14 protein-coding genes are annotated in these 17365 nt (G+C 58.0%); 8 read left to right on the top strand and 6 right to left on the bottom strand.

Annotation, left to right across the window (positions count from 1 at the left end):
• Positions 1–32 precede the first annotated feature (32 nt).
• The 4 genes from OHL22_RS09985 to OHL22_RS09970 all read left to right on the top strand — a co-directional run bounded on the left by OHL22_RS09985 (position 33) and on the right by OHL22_RS09970 (position 2754).
• Positions 33–971 (top strand): ArsR/SmtB family transcription factor, encoded by a 939-nt coding sequence (locus OHL22_RS09985; protein WP_263336356.1) that lies wholly within the window; start codon positions 33–35, stop codon positions 969–971.
• A gap of 122 nt (positions 972–1093) precedes the next feature.
• On the top strand, positions 1094–1468 hold the full coding sequence (locus OHL22_RS09980; RefSeq protein ID WP_263336351.1) for a DoxX family protein: 375 nt from the start codon (positions 1094–1096) through the stop codon (positions 1466–1468).
• 84 nt (positions 1469–1552) lie between these two features.
• Positions 1553–1870 carry an ArsR/SmtB family transcription factor gene (locus tag OHL22_RS09975; RefSeq protein WP_263336349.1) on the top strand — a complete coding sequence of 106 codons (318 nt, stop codon included), beginning with the start codon at positions 1553–1555 and terminating at the stop codon, positions 1868–1870.
• 134 nt (positions 1871–2004) lie between these two features.
• Positions 2005–2754 (top strand): SDR family NAD(P)-dependent oxidoreductase, encoded by a 750-nt coding sequence (locus OHL22_RS09970; RefSeq protein ID WP_263336346.1) that lies wholly within the window; start codon positions 2005–2007, stop codon positions 2752–2754.
• A gap of 31 nt (positions 2755–2785) precedes the next feature.
• On the opposite strand, the gene OHL22_RS09965 is transcribed toward OHL22_RS09970, so the two are convergent.
• The 4 genes from OHL22_RS09965 to OHL22_RS09950 all read right to left on the bottom strand — a co-directional run bounded on the left by OHL22_RS09965 (position 2786) and on the right by OHL22_RS09950 (position 6937).
• A complete protein-coding gene (locus tag OHL22_RS09965) occupies positions 2786–3901 on the bottom strand; it encodes a bifunctional transcriptional activator/DNA repair enzyme AdaA (RefSeq protein ID WP_263336343.1) in 1116 nt (371 codons plus the stop codon).
• 163 nt (positions 3902–4064) lie between these two features.
• Positions 4065–5546: an Asp-tRNA(Asn)/Glu-tRNA(Gln) amidotransferase subunit GatB gene (gene gatB / locus OHL22_RS09960; RefSeq protein ID WP_263336339.1), complete on the bottom strand. Its 1482-nt coding sequence runs from the start codon at positions 5544–5546 to the stop codon at positions 4065–4067.
• A gap of 66 nt (positions 5547–5612) precedes the next feature.
• A complete protein-coding gene (locus OHL22_RS09955; protein WP_263336337.1) occupies positions 5613–5969 on the bottom strand; it encodes a VOC family protein in 357 nt (118 codons plus the stop codon).
• Positions 5970–5995: 26 nt separating this feature from the next.
• Complete coding sequence (locus tag OHL22_RS09950) at positions 5996–6937, bottom strand: VOC family protein (protein ID WP_263336335.1); 942 nt, start codon at positions 6935–6937, stop codon at positions 5996–5998.
• Between the two features lie 165 nt (positions 6938–7102).
• Between OHL22_RS09950 and OHL22_RS09945 the strand changes: the two genes are divergently transcribed.
• Positions 7103–8542: a M20/M25/M40 family metallo-hydrolase gene (locus OHL22_RS09945; protein ID WP_263336332.1), complete on the top strand. Its 1440-nt coding sequence runs from the start codon at positions 7103–7105 to the stop codon at positions 8540–8542.
• 9 nt (positions 8543–8551) lie between these two features.
• Here the strand turns inward: OHL22_RS09945 and OHL22_RS09940 are convergent, their stop codons facing one another.
• Positions 8552–9739, bottom strand: coding sequence for a glycine C-acetyltransferase (locus OHL22_RS09940; protein ID WP_263336331.1), 1188 nt, complete (start codon positions 9737–9739; stop codon positions 8552–8554).
• A gap of 25 nt (positions 9740–9764) precedes the next feature.
• The gene (tdh, locus tag OHL22_RS09935) at positions 9765–10796 is read right to left on the bottom strand and encodes an L-threonine 3-dehydrogenase (protein ID WP_263336328.1); all 1032 of its coding nucleotides are present in this window, start codon (positions 10794–10796) and stop codon (positions 9765–9767) included.
• Positions 10797–10952: 156 nt separating this feature from the next.
• Here tdh and mfd point away from each other — a divergent pair, with 156 nt between their 5' ends.
• From mfd to galU, 3 genes are all read left to right on the top strand, one after another.
• Positions 10953–14543, top strand: coding sequence for a transcription-repair coupling factor (gene mfd / locus OHL22_RS09930; RefSeq protein ID WP_263336325.1), 3591 nt, complete (start codon positions 10953–10955; stop codon positions 14541–14543).
• 11 nt (positions 14544–14554) lie between these two features.
• Entirely contained in the window at positions 14555–16303 is a 1749-nt protein-coding gene (locus OHL22_RS09925) for a DUF885 domain-containing protein (RefSeq protein ID WP_263336323.1), read from the top strand.
• 138 nt (positions 16304–16441) lie between these two features.
• Positions 16442–17317 carry a UTP--glucose-1-phosphate uridylyltransferase GalU gene (galU, locus tag OHL22_RS09920; protein WP_263336321.1) on the top strand — a complete coding sequence of 292 codons (876 nt, stop codon included), beginning with the start codon at positions 16442–16444 and terminating at the stop codon, positions 17315–17317.
• Positions 17318–17365 lie beyond the last annotated feature (48 nt).

Here is a 17365-nt window from a genome sequence, read left to right as displayed (position 1 = left end):
TGATATGTATCAGAGAGCCGCCAACGCCGTCAATGTCTTCGTCCGCCCCATCGCTGGTTAAAATTCTGCGCGTAGCCGCCGACCCCAACCGGCTGCGCATCCTGCTCCTGCTCCAGCAAGAAGAGCTCTCCGTAGCAGAACTGCAGGAGATCCTCACCATGGGCCAGAGCACCATCTCAACCCATCTCTCGCAGCTCAAATCCGCCGGTCTCGTCGAGGACCGTCGCACCGGCAAAAGCAGCCTTTACCGGCTCACACCCAACGGCTCCGAAGGCATCGTAAGCCCGCTGCTCACCCGCGCTCGAGCAGAGACGCCCGAAGCAAAGACCGACCAGGCCGAAATGCGCCGCATCGTCAAAAAACGCCAGGAAAAAATGCGCAGCTTCTTCGACTCGGTCGCCGGCCGCCTCGGTAAAGACTACGTCCCCGGCAAATCATGGAAGTCCGTCGCCGAAGCCTTCCTACGTCTCATGCCGCCGATGACCATCGCCGACCTCGGCGCAGGTGAGGGCACTTTTGCCATGCTGCTCGCCCAGCACGCAAGCAGGGTTATTGCCGTCGACACATCCTCAAAGATGATAGAAGTCGGTCGCGAGCTCGCCACCCGACACTGCGTCACAAATCTCGACTTCCGCCTCGGAGACATGGAAGAACTGCCCATCGATAGCGACTCCGTCGATCTCGTCTTCTTCTCGCAGTCTCTCCACCATGCCATGCATCCCGCGCGCGCCATTCAGGAAGCATTTCGCATCCTGCGCCCCGGCGGCCGTGTCGTCCTGCTCGATCTTGCGAAACACCGCTTCGAAGAAGCCCGCGAACTCTACGCCGACGAGTGGCTAGGTTTTGGCGAAGCCGAACTCGAATCTATGCTGGGGCAAGCCGGTTTCACCTCGGTTGAAACCTCCATAGTTGACCGCGACCCCGAAGCCCCCCAGTTCCAGACTCTGCTGGCCATCGGCACCAAAGCCTGACCTCCGCGCACTTGTGTTCAGAGCTAGCGCGAAAGATCATACTGTCGCGTCCATGCAAATCCCGTTACCATGCGGTGAGCTTCGAACGCGGCGAGAAGCAGTGCTGAAAAAGGAGTGTTCCTATGGGAAAGAAAATTGCAGGATGGATCATCAGTGGCTTAATGATTGCCTTCAATCTCTTTGACGCTGCCATGAAATTCATCCAGCCCAAGCCTGTCGCCGACGCTTTCGTTCGTACCGGCTGGCCCATCGATCTCTCAGTCACCCTCGGCGTAATCTTGCTCGCGAGCACGCTGCTTTACGCAATTCCGAAAACATCTGTCCTGGGCGCGATCCTGCTCACAGGCTATCTGGGCGGCGCTGTCGCCACCAACTTGCGATTGCACAATCCACTCTTTTCCAACACTCTCTTTCCCGTCTACTTCGGCATTCTCGTCTGGGTCGGCCTCTGGCTGCGCGAACCTCGTCTCAAGTCTGTATTCCCATTCCTTTCATAACGAAGAGTTTTGGCAGGTAACGCGAAGGCAGCTCGCAGAGTTGGCTGCTTTATAGTGCAAAATCTCTTCATGAGAAAATGATTTGTGGCGCACTCAAACGCCAATTCGACCGGCGGCGAAAATGACGCCATCAACATTTCTGCGAGCCAGCGTTTGGCGATCCTGAAAGCTCTCGCAGACCCCCGCCGCATGGAGATTATCGAGCGCCTGGCTGCAACAGCCTGTACCGGTTGTAGCGACATGCGCGAGTGCCTGCCGATCTCCGCCGCCACCCTCTCGCATCACCTCAAAGAACTCGAAACCGCCGGCCTCATCCACATCGAGCGCGAAGGCAAATTCGCCCGTCTCACCCTCCGCCGCGACATCTGGCAGGCCTTCCTTGCCGACCTGCAAAAGCTATAAGCCCTCACTTCCGGTCGACTCCGCAAAAAGATTTCCACAGAATCCCTGAATCCTAATGCTCCTGGTCTAATCAATTAGACGGTTATCGAATTGTCGAAATGATTTCGATAGAGTTCGATCCAGGAGATGGCTTTATGAGTAAGCTTCAAGGCAAAGTTGCACTGGTAACGGGCGCTTCCAAAGGCATTGGCGCCTCTATCGCAAAGGAACTGGCGGCCAATGGTGCTGCCGTAGCAGTTAACTACTCAAGCTCCAAGGCTGAGGCCGAGAAGGTCGTAGCCGACATCAAAGCCGCAGGCGGCAAGGCGGTCGCGGTAAAGGGCAGCGTCGCCGATCCCGATGCTATCGGTCCTCTGGTTTCGACCGTTGCAAAGGAACTCGGCCCCATCAGCATTCTGGTGAACAACGCCGGCATCTATGAGTTCGCTCCCATCGACGCGGTCACGCCAGATCATTTCCATAAGCAGTTCAACACCAACGTTCTCGGCCTGCTTCTCACCACTCAGGCAGCTCTCAAGAGCTTTGACCCCAAGGGCGGCAGCATCATCAACATCGGCTCGGTCGCTGCGGGCGGCGTGCCTACAGCCTCTGTTTACAGCGCCACCAAGGGCGCGGTGGACTCGATCACCACGGCTCTTGCGCATGAGCTTGGCGCGAAAAAAATCCGCGTGAACTCGCTGAATCCGGGCATGGTTGAGACCGAAGGCGTGCATGCGGCCGGCTTCCTCGGCAGCGACTTCCATAAGGAAGTAATCGCCCGCACCCCGTTAGGCCGCATTGGCCAGCCAAAGGACATCGCGGATATCGCGGTCTTCCTCGCCTCAGACGACTCCACCTGGGTCAATGGACAGAGCATTCAGGCTGCCGGCGGCAACCGCCTGTAAGGTGCAACACTCAGCCAAGGCGCCCGGCGACTCACGCAAGCCGGGCGCCTTCTTTTTTGAGCAATTCGCGCTTCCGCTCCACCCCCCAGCGATATCCCGTCAGTGAACCCGAAGCCCCAACAACGCGATGGCAGGGCACAAGCACCGACACACGATTCGTGGCACACGCCCGCGCTACTGCCCTTGTCGACTTCGGCATCCCCATCTCAGCCGCAAGCTGGCCGTAAGTCTTCGTAACGCCTTCGGGAATTTCCTGCAGCACCTTCCACACGCGAAGTTGGAAAGCCGTCCCCCGAAGATCGAGCGGCAGATCGACAGCCTGTTTCTCGCCCTGCATCCGTTTCAGAACTGTCTCAACCATATCGCCTAGCTTTGGATTAGCCACAATTTCCGCCGCAGGAAACTCATCGCGCAAGCTGGCTTCGGCAGCTTCACACGTGTCAGCCAGAGCTAGCCAGCAGATCCCGCGCTGTGTCGCGGCCACAATTACCCAACCCGGAACGCCAGTCTGCGTCGTCTCCCCGGTCGCGAAGCCAATCTTTTCTCCGCGCCCCCCAGCCAGAAATCGGCCTGGAGTCATCCCCAAGGGCTGCGTCTCATACGCCCGGCTCGCGGAGCCATATCCAGCTTCATAAATTGCCGTTGTCACATCAGTACCTCCCTCGCGCAACTGACTGCGTAGGCCATGCGCCCGCATCGCCCTCTGATATTCCGCTGGGCTAACCCCCATCGCTTTCTTGAAAATCCGCTGTACGGAAAATGGACTCATGCCAACCAGCCTGCCCAGCGTCTCCAGCCGTACCGGTCGATCGATTTCTCGTTCCAGATATGCGCACATACGCGCTACCGGTGACGCCTGTCGTGGTGCTTCCGGTTTGCATCGCATACAGGCGCGATAACCCGCGGTCCTCGCCTGTTCCTGTGTCGCAAAGAAACGCACATTTGTGCGTAGAGGTGTCCGGCTCTTACAATCCGGCCTGCAGAACACACCGGTAGTCGTCACCGCGTAGAAGAACTCGCCTCTGCCATCGCGGTCCAGCAGTTGCTTCCATGCAGTGTCTTCGTCGATGTGAGATGTATGCGTCGAACCCAGCGGACGATTCCGAATCACTGCCTCCGCCGAATTGAATTTGCTTGTCATGGTCATCAGAGAACTCATCATGAAGATGATCTTCTCGCCATTCGGACGCAATCACTATCCGCACCTTGCGCGCAATTCGGAAAGATTGACAAACAGTTCGATCAATGCGCAAACGTCTCAGGAACCAGCACATCAACTGACCCCTGAAACCTGATCTTTGACCCCCGTGCTACTGCGCGTCCAGCTTCTTCGTCACCAGTTCATTCAGCAGCGCGGGATTCGCCTGCCCCTTGGAGGCTCGCATCACCTGTCCTACAAAGAAACCAGCCACCGTCTTCTTGCCCCCCTTGTACTGTGCCACCTGCGCCGCATTCGCCGCAATCACCTGATCGATCAGTGCTTCGATCGCGCTGGCATCTGTAATCTGCTGCGGCTTCTCGCGCTCATAAACGGCAGGGAAGTCCTCACCCTTTTCAAAGCTGATATCGAAGAGCTGTTTGAGCTGCTTCGAGCTGATCTTGCTCTCTTCCAGCAAATCGGCGGCCAGTCCAATTCCAGTCAGCGAAATCGGCGACTGATCCAGCTCGAGATTCGCAGCCTTCAACCGACCTCCCAGTTCGCTCAATAGCAGGTTCGCCACGCGCCGAGGATTCTTAGCCTTCCCCGCCACTTCTTCAAACCGGTCTGCAAACTCCCGGGAACTGGTCAGCGTCTGGGCATCTTGTTCGTTCAGTTCGTACTCAGCAATCATGCGCTTGCGCCGCGCCTCAGGCAGCTCCGGCATCGACTTCGCAATCTCCGCTTTCCACTCTTCCGAAACGATCAGCGGTGGCAAATCCGGCTCAGGGAAGTAGCGGTAATCATGCGCCTGTTCCTTCGAACGCATCGAGTACGTCCGTCCTTCACCTGCATTCCAAAGCCGCGTCTCCTGCGCCACACGTCCGCCAGATTCGACGATCTCGATCTGCCGTTCAATCTCGTATTCAAGCGCCGCGCGAATGTACCGGAAGCTGTTCACATTCTTAACCTCAGCCTTCGTCCCGAACTTCGGCGCGCCCTTCAGCCGCACGCTCACATTCGCGTCGCAACGCAGCGAGCCCTCTTCCATGTTGCAGTCCGAAACCCCGGCAAACAGCAGAATCTCTTTCAGCTTCGTCAGATACTCAAACGCCTCGTCCGGCGTCCGCAGATCGGGCTCCGAAACAATCTCCACCAGCGGAGTTCCGCAGCGGTTCAAGTCCACATACGTCTTCGTCAGCGAATCTGCAAAGCCATCGTGAATGCTCTTGCCCGCGTCCTCTTCCATATGCGCCCGCGTCACGCCGATGCGCTTGATTCCACCATTCGGCGTAGGAATTTCGATCCACCCATGCTCGGCGATAGGCTTGTCGAATTGTGAAATCTGATAACCCTTCGGCAAATCGGGATAGAAGTAGTTCTTGCGCGCAAAGATCGACCGCTCACGAACCTGGCAGTTGAGCGCCAAACCAGTCAACGTGGCAAACTCCACAGCCTTGCGATTCAGCACCGGCAGCGCACCCGGCAGCCCCAGGCAGACAGGACAGACATTTGTATTCGGCGCAGCCCCGAACTTGTTCGCACAGCCGCAAAAAGCCTTGGTCTCAGTCAGCAGTTGCACATGTACTTCAAGACCAATCACAGGTTCGTATTTGTCAATTACATCGGGGCTCAGCACAGCAGTCGCGCTCATAGATAGCTACGATTTTAGCAGCGGCCAGCATGTCTGCCTGGGATCATCCAGCGCCCACGCTCCAGTTCAAGAATGGCCAAGCCCAATCGCGACCGGATGCCTCGGCTGGTACAACCCGATCTCGTCACCACCCGGAAGCTGAATCTTCGTAATCGATCCCCAACGTTCCTGATGCACTTCTGAGCAAATCACTCCCTTAGCTTTCAAAGCTGCAATCTCGCCCGCCAGGTCGTCGCACAGAAAATACAACTCATGCTTGCCATTGTTCTCGGCGGGATGAACGGCGACTTCTGTGGGCGGCAAAGCAAAAATCAGCCAGCCGTGACCAGCATCAACGTGCGGAAAGCCGAGCATATCGCGAAAGAATGTCCGGTCGGCTTCGGCATCTTTGCTGTACACGATTACGTGAGCGCCAGAGATCATGCCACGCTCCTTGAAGTGCTATTCCGCTATTCGGCCTTGGGATTCTCCGCCGTAAACGGCGAGCAGCACGGCTTCTCCCGCGCATTGAACTCCATCAATTCCAGCCGAATCCCATCCGGATCATACATGTTGAACTGATACTTCCCATCCTTGCCGATCTTCGGTTCCTTGTCTGCGTGTCCTGGCACGCGGCTCTCGGAAGCCAGCAGCTTATAGCTGTCCGGAACCGAAACCACGCCAATCGAAAGATGATCCATCACGCCCAGGTGCTGTTGCGTCATGTCCGAAGGCATCCCCGTTGCCGGCGTGCCGCTGGTCATCATGTACTCCAGCCAGTCGTGGCTCTGCGGCGTCTGCTGCGAAACCCAGTCGACCTTGTCATCCTTCATGCCGCCAAACCAGTACGGTTTGAATCCCAGCAGTTCGCGATAGAACTTATCCTCCGCCTCGCGCGAGCGCACCATAAATCCCACATGGATGATGTGGTGCCCGATCACATGCGGTGCCTTGGGAGCTTTCGCGTTCGTAGGCGGCTGCACAAATTCAATCAGGTTGCCTTCCGGATCATGCACCCGAAACGACCGGCTCCCATCCGAGTTGCGCGTCACTTTCTCCGGCACCTTCCATCCTTTATCCGCCAGATACAGCCGCAGCCCCTCCGCGTTCGCCGTCTTCCATCCCGTATGATCCAACCGATTGATTCCTGCATCTGCGGGCAGCGGCAGCACCTCCACAAACTGCGTCGCGTTGATCATGTACCGCACACCTTTTGGGACTTCCGGATCAGCAACCTTCGCCGCTCCGATCAGGTCCGCATAGTAGTGATTCGTCGCCGCAGGGTCCGACGTATAGACCGCAATGTGCGAAATTCCAGTCAGTGCAGGCCGCGGATGCTCCGCTCGTGCGACCGGTGGTAAAGCGACAGAGGCAGCAAGCAGGCCAGAAAGTAGCAACATCGGATGGCGCACGGAAATCTCCTTAGGTCGTCCGCAAAAACCATAGGCTGCCAGACCCGCAAAACGCAAGCATTCTCTTCTGATAAATTTCTTACTTTTCGCAGAAGTAAATGCCTTTACCTCGCTTTCATGCTTCCCGGCCACAGAACGGCCGCCTTAGCGTCGTACAATCCACCCATGCCAAGATCCCTCTTTTGCGCCGTCGCTGCAGCAGCCTCACTTGCCGTTCCGTTCTCTCTCGCGCAGACCATCTCACCCATCTCTCCCGCCGACCACGAACAGGCCGTCAGCATCTTTAAGCAGCTCATCGAGATCAACACCACCGATACCCCGCTCGGCAATGTCACCACCGCGACCGAAGCCATGCAGAAGCGCTTCCTCGATGCAGGCTTTCCTGCCGGCGACGTAAAGCTGCTCGGTCCTAACGACCGCAAGAAGAACCTCATTGTCCGCATTCATGGCACCGACGGCGGCAAACCCGTTCTCTTTCTCTGCCACATCGACGTGGTCGAAGCACTAAAGAAAGACTGGCACACAGATCCCTTTCAGTTCATCGAGAAAGACGGCTACTACTACGGCCGCGGCACGCAAGATATGAAGGACTCAGACGCCGCCCTCGTCTGGACATTCCTCAAGATGCACAGGGAAGGCTACAAGCCGAAGCGGGACCTCATCCTTGCTCTCACCGCAGATGAGGAAGGCGGCAAATCCAACGGCGCTCACTGGCTCGTCGAAAACCATCGCGATCTCGTCGACGCGGGCTTCGTCATCAACCCCGACGCCGGAGGCGTGGAGCTGGAAAACGGCAAGCCTATGGTCGCCGACGTCGAAGCGACAGAGAAAGTCTACGCCGACTATCAGGTCACCGCCGTCAATCGCGGCGGACACAGCTCATTACCGCGCCCCGATAACGCAATCTATGAGCTGACCGGCGCACTCGAAAAGCTGCAGAACTACACCTTCCCGTTCGAGCTGAACACGGCAACCCGTGCGTACTTTGAGGCATTGAGCAATCATGAGAGCGGACAGGAAGCCGAAGACATGAAAGCCATCCTTGCCGCACCTCCGGACATGAAAGCTGCAGCTCGCCTTTCCAAACAACCCAGCTTTAACTCGACCCTGCGCACCACCTGCGTAGCCACCCGGCTATCAGGCGGCCACGCCAACAACGCGTTACCGCAGACTGCACAGGCTAACGTCAACTGCCGTATCTTTCCCGGTCACTCGCCCGAAGAGATCCGCCAGCAACTCGCGAAGCTCTTCGACGATTCCAAGCTCACCGTGAAATACGTCTCCGACGCGGGCGAAGTCAGCGACACCGCTCCCGAAAGAAAAGCGATCGTTCCGCCTCCACCGATGCCTGAGGTCTTCAAACCACTCACAGCGCTCGTCGATCAGCTTTGGCCCGGAACACCCGTTACGCCGGAGATGGAAGACGGCGCGTCCGATTCCATCTATTTCGCGCAGGCTGGCTACCCATGCTACGGCTTCTCCGCTGTAGCTCTCGAACGCAGCGATGTCCGCGCCCACGGCCAGGACGAGCGTCTGCCAGTAGATTCCTACACCAAGTCGTTGGAGTTCTTCTACGCCTACACCAAAGCTCTCGGTAACGAGTGAAGGCTGCGTCTAGCCGAGGCCAAGTTCCCGCTTCGCCTCGGCAAAGCACTTTACCGCAAACTCCAGCTCATGCCGCGAATGAGCCGCCGAAATCTGTGTGCGGATACGTGCCTTACCCATTGGAACAACTGGATAAGAAAACGCAATCACATACACGCCCTTCGCCAGCAGAGCCTCGGCCATCTTCGCTGCCACCACCGCATCGCCAAACATCACCGGCACAATTGGGTGTTCACCCGGCAGCACGTTGAATCTCTCGGCCAACATTGCATTGCGGAAGTACTCTGTATTCGCTCGCAGATGCGCCCGCAGATCGTCTGATTCACCTAGCAGATCCAGCACCTTCAGCGAAGCAGCCACAATTGGCGGAGCCACCGAATTCGAAAACAGATAAGGCCGCGAGCGCTGCCGCAGCAGTTGAACAATCTCTTTGCGTCCACTCGTGTATCCGCCGCTTGCACCGCCCAGCGCCTTGCCCAGCGTGCCGGTCAGAATGTCAATGCGGCCTTCGACACCGCAATACTCCGGTGTTCCGCGACCCTTTTCTCCGATGAATCCCACCGCATGCGAATCATCCACCATCACCAGCGCGTCGTATTTGTCGGCCAGGTCGCAGATTTCCTTCAGCTTCGCGATGTAGCCGTCCATCGAGAAGACGCCATCGGTCGCAATCAGCCGGAACCGTGCCCCTGTGGCCTCCTTCAGCTTCGCCTCCAGGTCCGCCATATCGCCGTTCTTGTAGCGGTACCGTTGCGCTTTGCACAACCGTACGCCGTCGATGATGCTGGCATGATTCAGCTCATCCGAGATGATCGCGTCTTCAGCATCCAGCAGCGTCTCAAACAAGCCGCCATTCGCATCGAAGCACGAGCCATACAGGATAGTGTCGTCCATGCCCAGGAAGTCGCCCAGCTTCTCTTCCAGCTGCTTATGAATCGCCTGCGTGCCGCAAATAAAACGTACGCTCGCGAGACCATAACCCCAGTTATCGAGCGAAGCCTGTGCCGCCGCCACGATCTCCGGATTGTTTGCAAGGCCCAGGTAGTTGTTCGCGCAAAGATTCAGCACCGGCGCGCCGCCCGCCACCTGCAGCTCTGCCTGCTGCGGCCCCGCAATCACGCGCTCCCGCTTGTACAGCCCCGCCTTCTCGATCTCATCCAGCTTTCTGCGCAGATGCTCTTCAAACTTCCCGTACATGCCGGCTCCTTTGTAGTGAGTGATCTTAGAGCTTCGTCAGATCCAGAACAACTTTGCCGGTTTGACCCGAGATCATCGCATCAAAGCCCTTCTGAAAATCCTCAAACGCGAATCGGTGTGTAATCACTGGGGAAATGTCGAGTCCCGAGTCGATCATCACCGACATCTTGTACCAGGTTTCATACATCTCGCGGCCATAAATGCCTTTGATCGTGATCATGTTAAAGATCACCTGCCGCCAATCCATCGGCATCTCTTTCGCAGGAATGCCAAGGATCGCAATCTTGCCGCCATGACTCATGTTGGCGATCATGTCTTTCAGCGCCGCGGGATTGCCCGACATCTCCAGGCCTACGTCGAAGCCTTCCGTCATGCCAAGCCGCTTCTGCACCTCCAGCAGAGGCGTCTCCATCGGATTCACCGCCAGCGTCGCACCCATCTTCTTCGCCAGATCCAGCCGGAATGGATTCATATCCGTCACAACAACATGCCGTGCACCCGCATGTTTCACTACCGGAATTGCCATGATCCCGATCGGTCCAGCACCCGTGATCAGTACATCCTCGCCCAGCACCGGGAACGAAAGCGCCGTGTGCACCGCATTGCCAAATGGATCGAAGATCGCCGCTACTTCCTCGCTGACTCCCGGATGATGCCGCCAGATATTCGTCATGGGCAGAGAGATGTATTTCGCAAATGCGCCGGGCCGGTTCACGCCCACGCCCTGCGTATTGGCGCACAGATGCCGCCGGCCAGCCATGCAGTTACGACAGCGCCCGCACGTCACATGTCCTTCGCCGCTCACGATGTCGCCGGAAAAGAAGTCATTCACATTCGCCCCGACTTCGACCACCTCACCGACAAACTCGTGGCCAATCGCCATCGGCACCGGAATCGTCTTCTTCGCCCAGTCGTCCCACTGGAAGATATGTACATCCGTGCCGCAAATGCCCGCATAGCGCACGCGGATCAGCACGTCGTTAATTCCGATCGTCGGTTCCGGAATATCCTCGAGCCACAGCCCCGGCTCAGCGTGACTCTTTACTAATGCCTTCATAGACCGCCTTTCGCGCCTTAAGCCCAGCGCATAAACACCACAATTCTTCACTCTAAGTCATGCGCCGCGTTGGGGTCATGCCTCTCGTCTCACAGGCACCGCATTGACACAGCTTTCACCGCATCTTCGCCACGTGCTGATAAAATCGATAGTGCGATGATCCTCCCGTTCGTCCGCGAAATCCTCGCGGAGCTGGAGCAATCTACAACATTCGATCGCGTACGCAGGCACCTCTCGCTTGCTACGGGGCGCCGTCGTGTCTCTGGACTCACCGCCACCGCCCGCGCCCTCTACATTCCGCTTTTTGCCCGTGCTGCTAAAGAACCCGTCATCGTCGTCGTTCCGGATAACAAGGCTGCTGAAGCTCTTGAGCTAGCTCTGCGCGCCGGCTGCGATCTCACGGGAGCCATCGATCCCAAACGCGTCCTGCGCCTGCCCGCGCACGATGTATTGCCCTTCGAAAACCTCTCGCCTCACCCTGATATTCAGGAGCAGCGCGCCGCCGTCCTCTGGAAATACGTCACCGGCGCGGCTTCTATCATCGTCGCGCCAGTCGAAGCCGTTGCCCTGCGCCTTTTTCCGCGCAGCCACTACACCGGCCTCGCATTAAAGCTCGAACGCGGTGAAGAAGTCGACATCGGCATGCTCACCGACCACCTCGGCAGCGTTGGCTACACCCAGGTTGATCTCGTCGAGATGCCAGGCCAGTTCGCGCGCCGCGGCGGCATCCTCGATGTCTACTCACCCGAAGCCGACCGCCCCATCCGCATCGACTTCTTCGGCGACGAGATCGAATCCATCCGCAAATTCGATCCCGAATCGCAGCGCTCCTCTACCGCACTCGATGAAGCCTTGCTTCTCCCGCTCGTCGAAATCCCCGCCAGCGAAAAGATTCTCGCCGCTATCCACGCGCGCCTCAGCAAGCAGAGAATCGAAGAGAACGATGAAGACGGCGAGTCGTCGGCTTCCTCCGAATCCGACGCGCTGGAACAGCTCGAAGCCGCCCAGGGCGCCACCATCTTCCCGGGCTGGGAGTACTTCGCCGCAGTTGCCGGTGCCGAAACCCAGCTTCTCAAATTGCTCCCGCGCTGCTCTCTCTTCGTCGAAGAACCGGCCATGGTCCGCAACCAGATCGACCGCTGGTGGAACAAGGTACAGCAACGCCATGACCGCTCCGGCATCGGCAATCTCGTCCTTCCCGAAGACATCTACATCCGCCCCGAAATTCTACAGGCAACGCTGGCCTCGCATCCCGGTCTCGATCTCGATCAGCTCGGCAATGTCGACGTCCTCGACGACGACACCACACTAGGCGAGATCGAATTCGCCACGCGACCCACGCTGCGCTTCCACGGCTCCATCCCTGCATTCATTGAGCAGATCCGCAACCTCGTCACGCAGGAGCAGCGCATCCTCATCGCCGCTCCCAATCAGCCCGAAGTCGAGCGCGTCGCTACCGTTCTCCGCGAATATCAGCTCTCCTATCGCCTCGGCAGCCGCACGATGCACGTCGGCAGTGAAAACCTCTACGACGAAACCAGCCATCTCGCTGGAGACATGCGTGTTCCCGTCATCGTTCGTGCGCAGATCGCCGCCGGTGTCAGCGTTCCTGAGCAAAACTTCATCCTCTTCGGAGCCAATGATCTTTCTGACGACGCCGACGTCGCCGCACGCATCGAGCCGCGCAAATCCAAGACCGCTGCCTTCGTCTCCGACTTCCGAGACCTCACAATTGGTGATTACGTCGTCCACGTCGAGCACGGCATCGGCCGCTACGTTGGCCTCAAAGAGATCGAGCAGGATGGCATCAAGGTCGAGTTCATGGTCCTCGAATTCGCCGAGGGCGCGCGCCTCTACGTTCCGCTTACGCGCCTCGACCTCATCCAGAAATACCGCTCCACCGACGCCGGTCCTACCCCCGTTCTCAACAAACTCGGTTCGCAACAGTGGGCCAAGACTCGCGCCCGGGTCAAGAAAGCCATGGCCGACATGGCCGATGAGCTGCTCAAGCTCTATGCTCAGCGCCAGGCCGCCAAAGGCAACGCCTTCAGCGTCGACAACGAGTTCCAGCTTGAGTTTGAAGAAGCCTTCGACTACACAGAAACAGACGACCAGCTCAACGCTATCGCTGACATCAAGCGAGACATGGAGTCGGAGCGCCCCATGGATCGTCTGCTCTGCGGCGACGTTGGCTACGGCAAGACCGAAGTGGCTATGCGCGCCGCCTTCAAGGCCGTTCAGGATGGCAAGCAGGTCGCAGTCCTCACGCCGACAACCATCCTCGCCTTCCAGCACTTCGAGACCTTCAAGAAGCGCTTCTCGCAGTTCCCCATCACCGTCGAGATGATCTCGCGCTTCCGCACTCCCAAAGAGCAGAAAGTTATTCTCGAACGTGTCGAAGCCGGCAAAGTCGACATCCTCGTCGGCACGCATCGCCTGCTCTCGCAAGACATCAAGTTCCAGGACCTTGGTCTGCTCATCGTCGACGAAGAGCAGCGCTTCGGCGTACGCCACAAAGAGAGCCTCAAGCAGATGCGCAAAGCCATCGACGTGCTCGCCATGAGTGCCACACCCATCCCGCGCACACTGCATATGTCCCTCGTCGGCCTGCGGGATATGTCGGTCATCGAGACGCCGCCCAAAGACCGCATGGCCATCCAGACCGTTGTCGCCAAGTTCGACGAGAAGGTCGTACGCTCGGCGATCGAGCTTGAACTGGAGCGCGGCGGCCAGGTCTATTTCGTCCACAACCGCGTCGAGAGCATCTACGAAATCGCCGCCAAAGTTCAGGAACTTGTGCCCGCCGCGCGCGTCACCGTAGGCCATGGCCAGATGAGTGAAAACGAGCTTGAGAGAGTCATGCTCGCCTTTGTCCATGGTGAGTACGACATCCTCGTCGCCACCTCCATCATCGAAAACGGCCTCGACATCCCGCGCGCCAACACCATCCTCATCAATCGCGCCGACCGCCACGGCCTCAGCGAGCTCTACCAGCTTCGCGGACGTGTAGGCCGCTCCAATCGCCGCGCCTATGCCTATCTGATGATCCCGCCTGAGCGTGAACTGACCGACATCGCCCGCCGCCGCCTTGCCGCGCTCAAGGAATTCAGCGACCTCGGCGCAGGCTTCAAGATTGCTGCCCTCGACCTGGAACTGCGCGGCGCAGGCAACATGCTAGGCGGTGAGCAGAGCGGGCACATCGAAGCGGTCGGCTTCGAGCTCTACACCTCCATGCTCGAAGATGCCGTCCGCGAACTCAAAGGTGAGAGCACGGAAGAACGCCCCGCCACGCAGCTCAATCTCGGCATTGCCCTTCGGATCGAAGAGAACTATGTGCCGGAAGAGAATCAGCGCCTGCGTCTTTACAAGAAGATCGCCGGTGCGGCCAACGATGCATCACTTAACGATGTGCACGCCGAACTCGAAGACCGCTACGGCCCGCTGCCCGACCATACTGTCCATCTACTCGAAGCAGCTCGGTTACGCATCGAGTGCGAACGCATCGGCGTCGCACAGATCGATCGCAAGCGCGACCTGCTTCATCTGCGCTTCACCGAAAAAGCCTCCGTCGATCCCGAGCGTCTCATGCGTCTCGTAGCTCGCAACGCCCGCAAAGGCGCAGTATTCACACCACAGGGCATCCTGAAGTATCCTTTGACACCGGCGGCCGGTACCAACCCAATGCAGCTCATGACAGAGGCCCGTGCCCTGCTCGACTCAATTCAACTCGAGGCCGTTCCCGCCTGATTCGGAGTCACATGAAAAGAACAATTGCACTTTGCGCCATGGGAGTCAGTATCGTGTCCACTGCTCACGCATTCGCGTCCAGCGATCAGCAGGCTTTTTCCGCCGCCTCCGATGCGTACTTCGATCAGGTCTATTTCCCTTATGGGCCCACGGGGGGTACGCTCTCTGGTTATCACCAGTACGACACCCAGCTAGAAAGCTTCGACAAGTCGAAGATCGAAGCCGAGATTGCTGCACTGCATGCAATGGAGAAACGCATCGACGCCATCCCCGCGGTGCAACTCGACCAGGCCACGCGTGGCGACCGCGAGCTCGTCCTGAATAACATCCGCTCACAAATCCTTGAACTCGAAGTCGTTCGCCCCTGGGAAAAGAATCCTGACACCTACTCTGACGCTGTCTCCAACGGCGCGTTCTCTCTCATGGAGCGCAAATTCGCTCCGCCAGATGATCGCCTGCGTTCTCTCATTGCCCGCGAAAAACAGATGCCCGCGCTCTTTCAGCAGGCGCGCGTCAATCTGCAGAACCCTCCCAAGGTCTACACCGAGATAGCTCTCGAACAACTCCCCGGCATCATTGACTTCTTTAAGAAAGACGTCCCAGCAGCCTTCACCGAGGCTAAAGACCCTGCGCTCAACGCTGAGTTCGCCAAGACCAACACCGCCGTAATCGCCGCGCTCACTGACTACGAATCCTGGCTCAAGTCCGATCTGCTCCCACGTTCTCATGGAGACTTCCGCATTGGCGCCGACACCTTCCGCAAGAAGCTCGAATACGACGAGATGGTCGATACTCCGCTCGATAAGCTGCTCGAAATCGGCTATGCCGACATGCACAAGAATCAGGCCGAATTCAACCGTATCGCCAAAGAGCTCGAACCCGAAAAAGACTACCGCACCGTCCTCGAAGAGTTGGGCAAAGACCATCCCGCTCCCGATCAACTACTGCAAAGCTTTCGCGACACATTCAACAGTCTTATAGGCTTCATTCGCAACCACCACATCGTCACCATTCCCTCCGACGTGCGCCCAATCCTCGAAGAGACACCACCCTTCATGCGCGCCACCACCTTCGCGTCCATGGACACCCCCGGTCCATTCGAGCAGCACGCCACCGAGGCCTACTTCAACGTCACTTTGCCTGATCCCGCTATGACACCCGATCAGGTTGAGGACTACATGCATGCCTTCAATGTCGGCACCGTCATCAGCACCGCCGTCCACGAGGCCTATCCCGGTCACTACGTTCAGTTCCTCTGGGTGCCCAAAGCTCCAAGCCGTGTGCGCAAGCTGCTCGGCGCTGCCTCCAATGCAGAGGGCTGGGCCCACTACTGCGAACAGATGATGCTCGATGAGGGCTACGGGCAGCCGGGCGCAGGCGCCAAAGACGCCCGCGAATCCAAACTCCTGCGTCTCGGCCAGCTTCAGGATGCGCTTCTGCGCGATGCCCGCTTCATCGTCGGTATCAAAATGCACACGCAGAACATGAGCTTTGACGACGCCGTAGCCTTCTTCGAAAAAGAGGGCTACCAGTCCCACGAGACCGCTTTGGTCGAAACCAAGCGCGGCACCTCCGACCCCACTTACCTCTACTACACCCTTGGCAAGCTCGAAATCATGAAGCTTCGCGCCGACTTGCAGAAGAAGCAGGGCGCGGCCTTCTCGTTGCAATCCTTCCACGACGCATTCCTGGCCCAGGGATTCCCGCCCATCAAAATAGTCCGCGAAGCCATGCTGGGCGATCAGTCTCCAACCCTGTGAAGCCGCTTCCGAATATCAGCAAAGGACGGCTCGGCGGCTGATAAACTAAAGTAACTAATCCTTGGTAATATCGTTTAATTACGGGGCATTGACACCGTGCCTCAGACCGAAAACTACGTTGAGGAAGGAATCCGCCGCATGAGCAAACGAGTCCGCAAGGCAGTATTTCCCGCAGGTGGTCTGGGAACCCGCTTTCTTCCCGCCACCAAGGTCATCCCCAAGGAAATGCTGTCGCTGGTCGACAAGCCCATCATCCAGTACGGCGTCGAAGAAGCCATCGCCTCCGGTATCGAGCACATTATCTTCATCACCGGCCGTGGCAAAGGCGCCATGGAAGACCACTTCGATATCAGCTACGAGCTCGACGCCACGCTTGAGAAGAAGGGCAAGAAAGAGCTGCTCGAAATCTCCCGCAAGATATCCTCGATGGCCCGCATCTCCTACGTCCGTCAGAAAGAGCCGCTGGGCCTCGGCCACGCCGTTCTCTGCGCCAAAGATCTCGTCGGCGACGAGCCTTTTGCTGTTCTGCTTCCCGACGATGTCATTGATGCACCAACGCCGTGCATCAAGCAGATGATCGATGTCTACAACGAGCGCCAGGGCTCAGTACTCGCCACCATGACGATTGACGGTCCGGGCATCAGTGCCTATGGCGTCCTCGCCGGTTCTCAAGATTCGCACAACGAGCGCCTCTACAACTGCACTGGCATGGTCGAAAAGCCGAAGTTTGAAGCCGCTCCCTCGAAGCAGGCCATCATCGGCCGTTACATCCTCACGCCTAGCGTCTTCGAAACGCTCGAAAAGACCACCCACGGCGCAGGCGGAGAAATCCAGCTAACCGACGGGATTCTTGCATTGCTCAAAACCGAAAAGGTCTACGGCTACACCTTCGAAGGCAAGCGCTTCGATGCTGGCGACAAATTCGGCATGCTGCAGGCGACCGTCGAATTCGCACTGAAGCGCCCTGAGTTCGGTTCCAAGTTCGCCGAGTATCTAAAGACTCTGCCGCTCTAAATTTCTCTATCAATTCAACGCGGCTCCCGATTCCATGGAGCCGCGTTT

The sequence above is a fragment of the Acidicapsa dinghuensis genome, assembly GCF_025685685.1.
GTDB classification, from domain to species: domain Bacteria; phylum Acidobacteriota; class Terriglobia; order Terriglobales; family Acidobacteriaceae; genus Acidicapsa; species Acidicapsa dinghuensis.
Note: the sequence above shows the minus strand (reverse complement) of the source record. Positions and strands in the feature narration are given on the sequence as shown.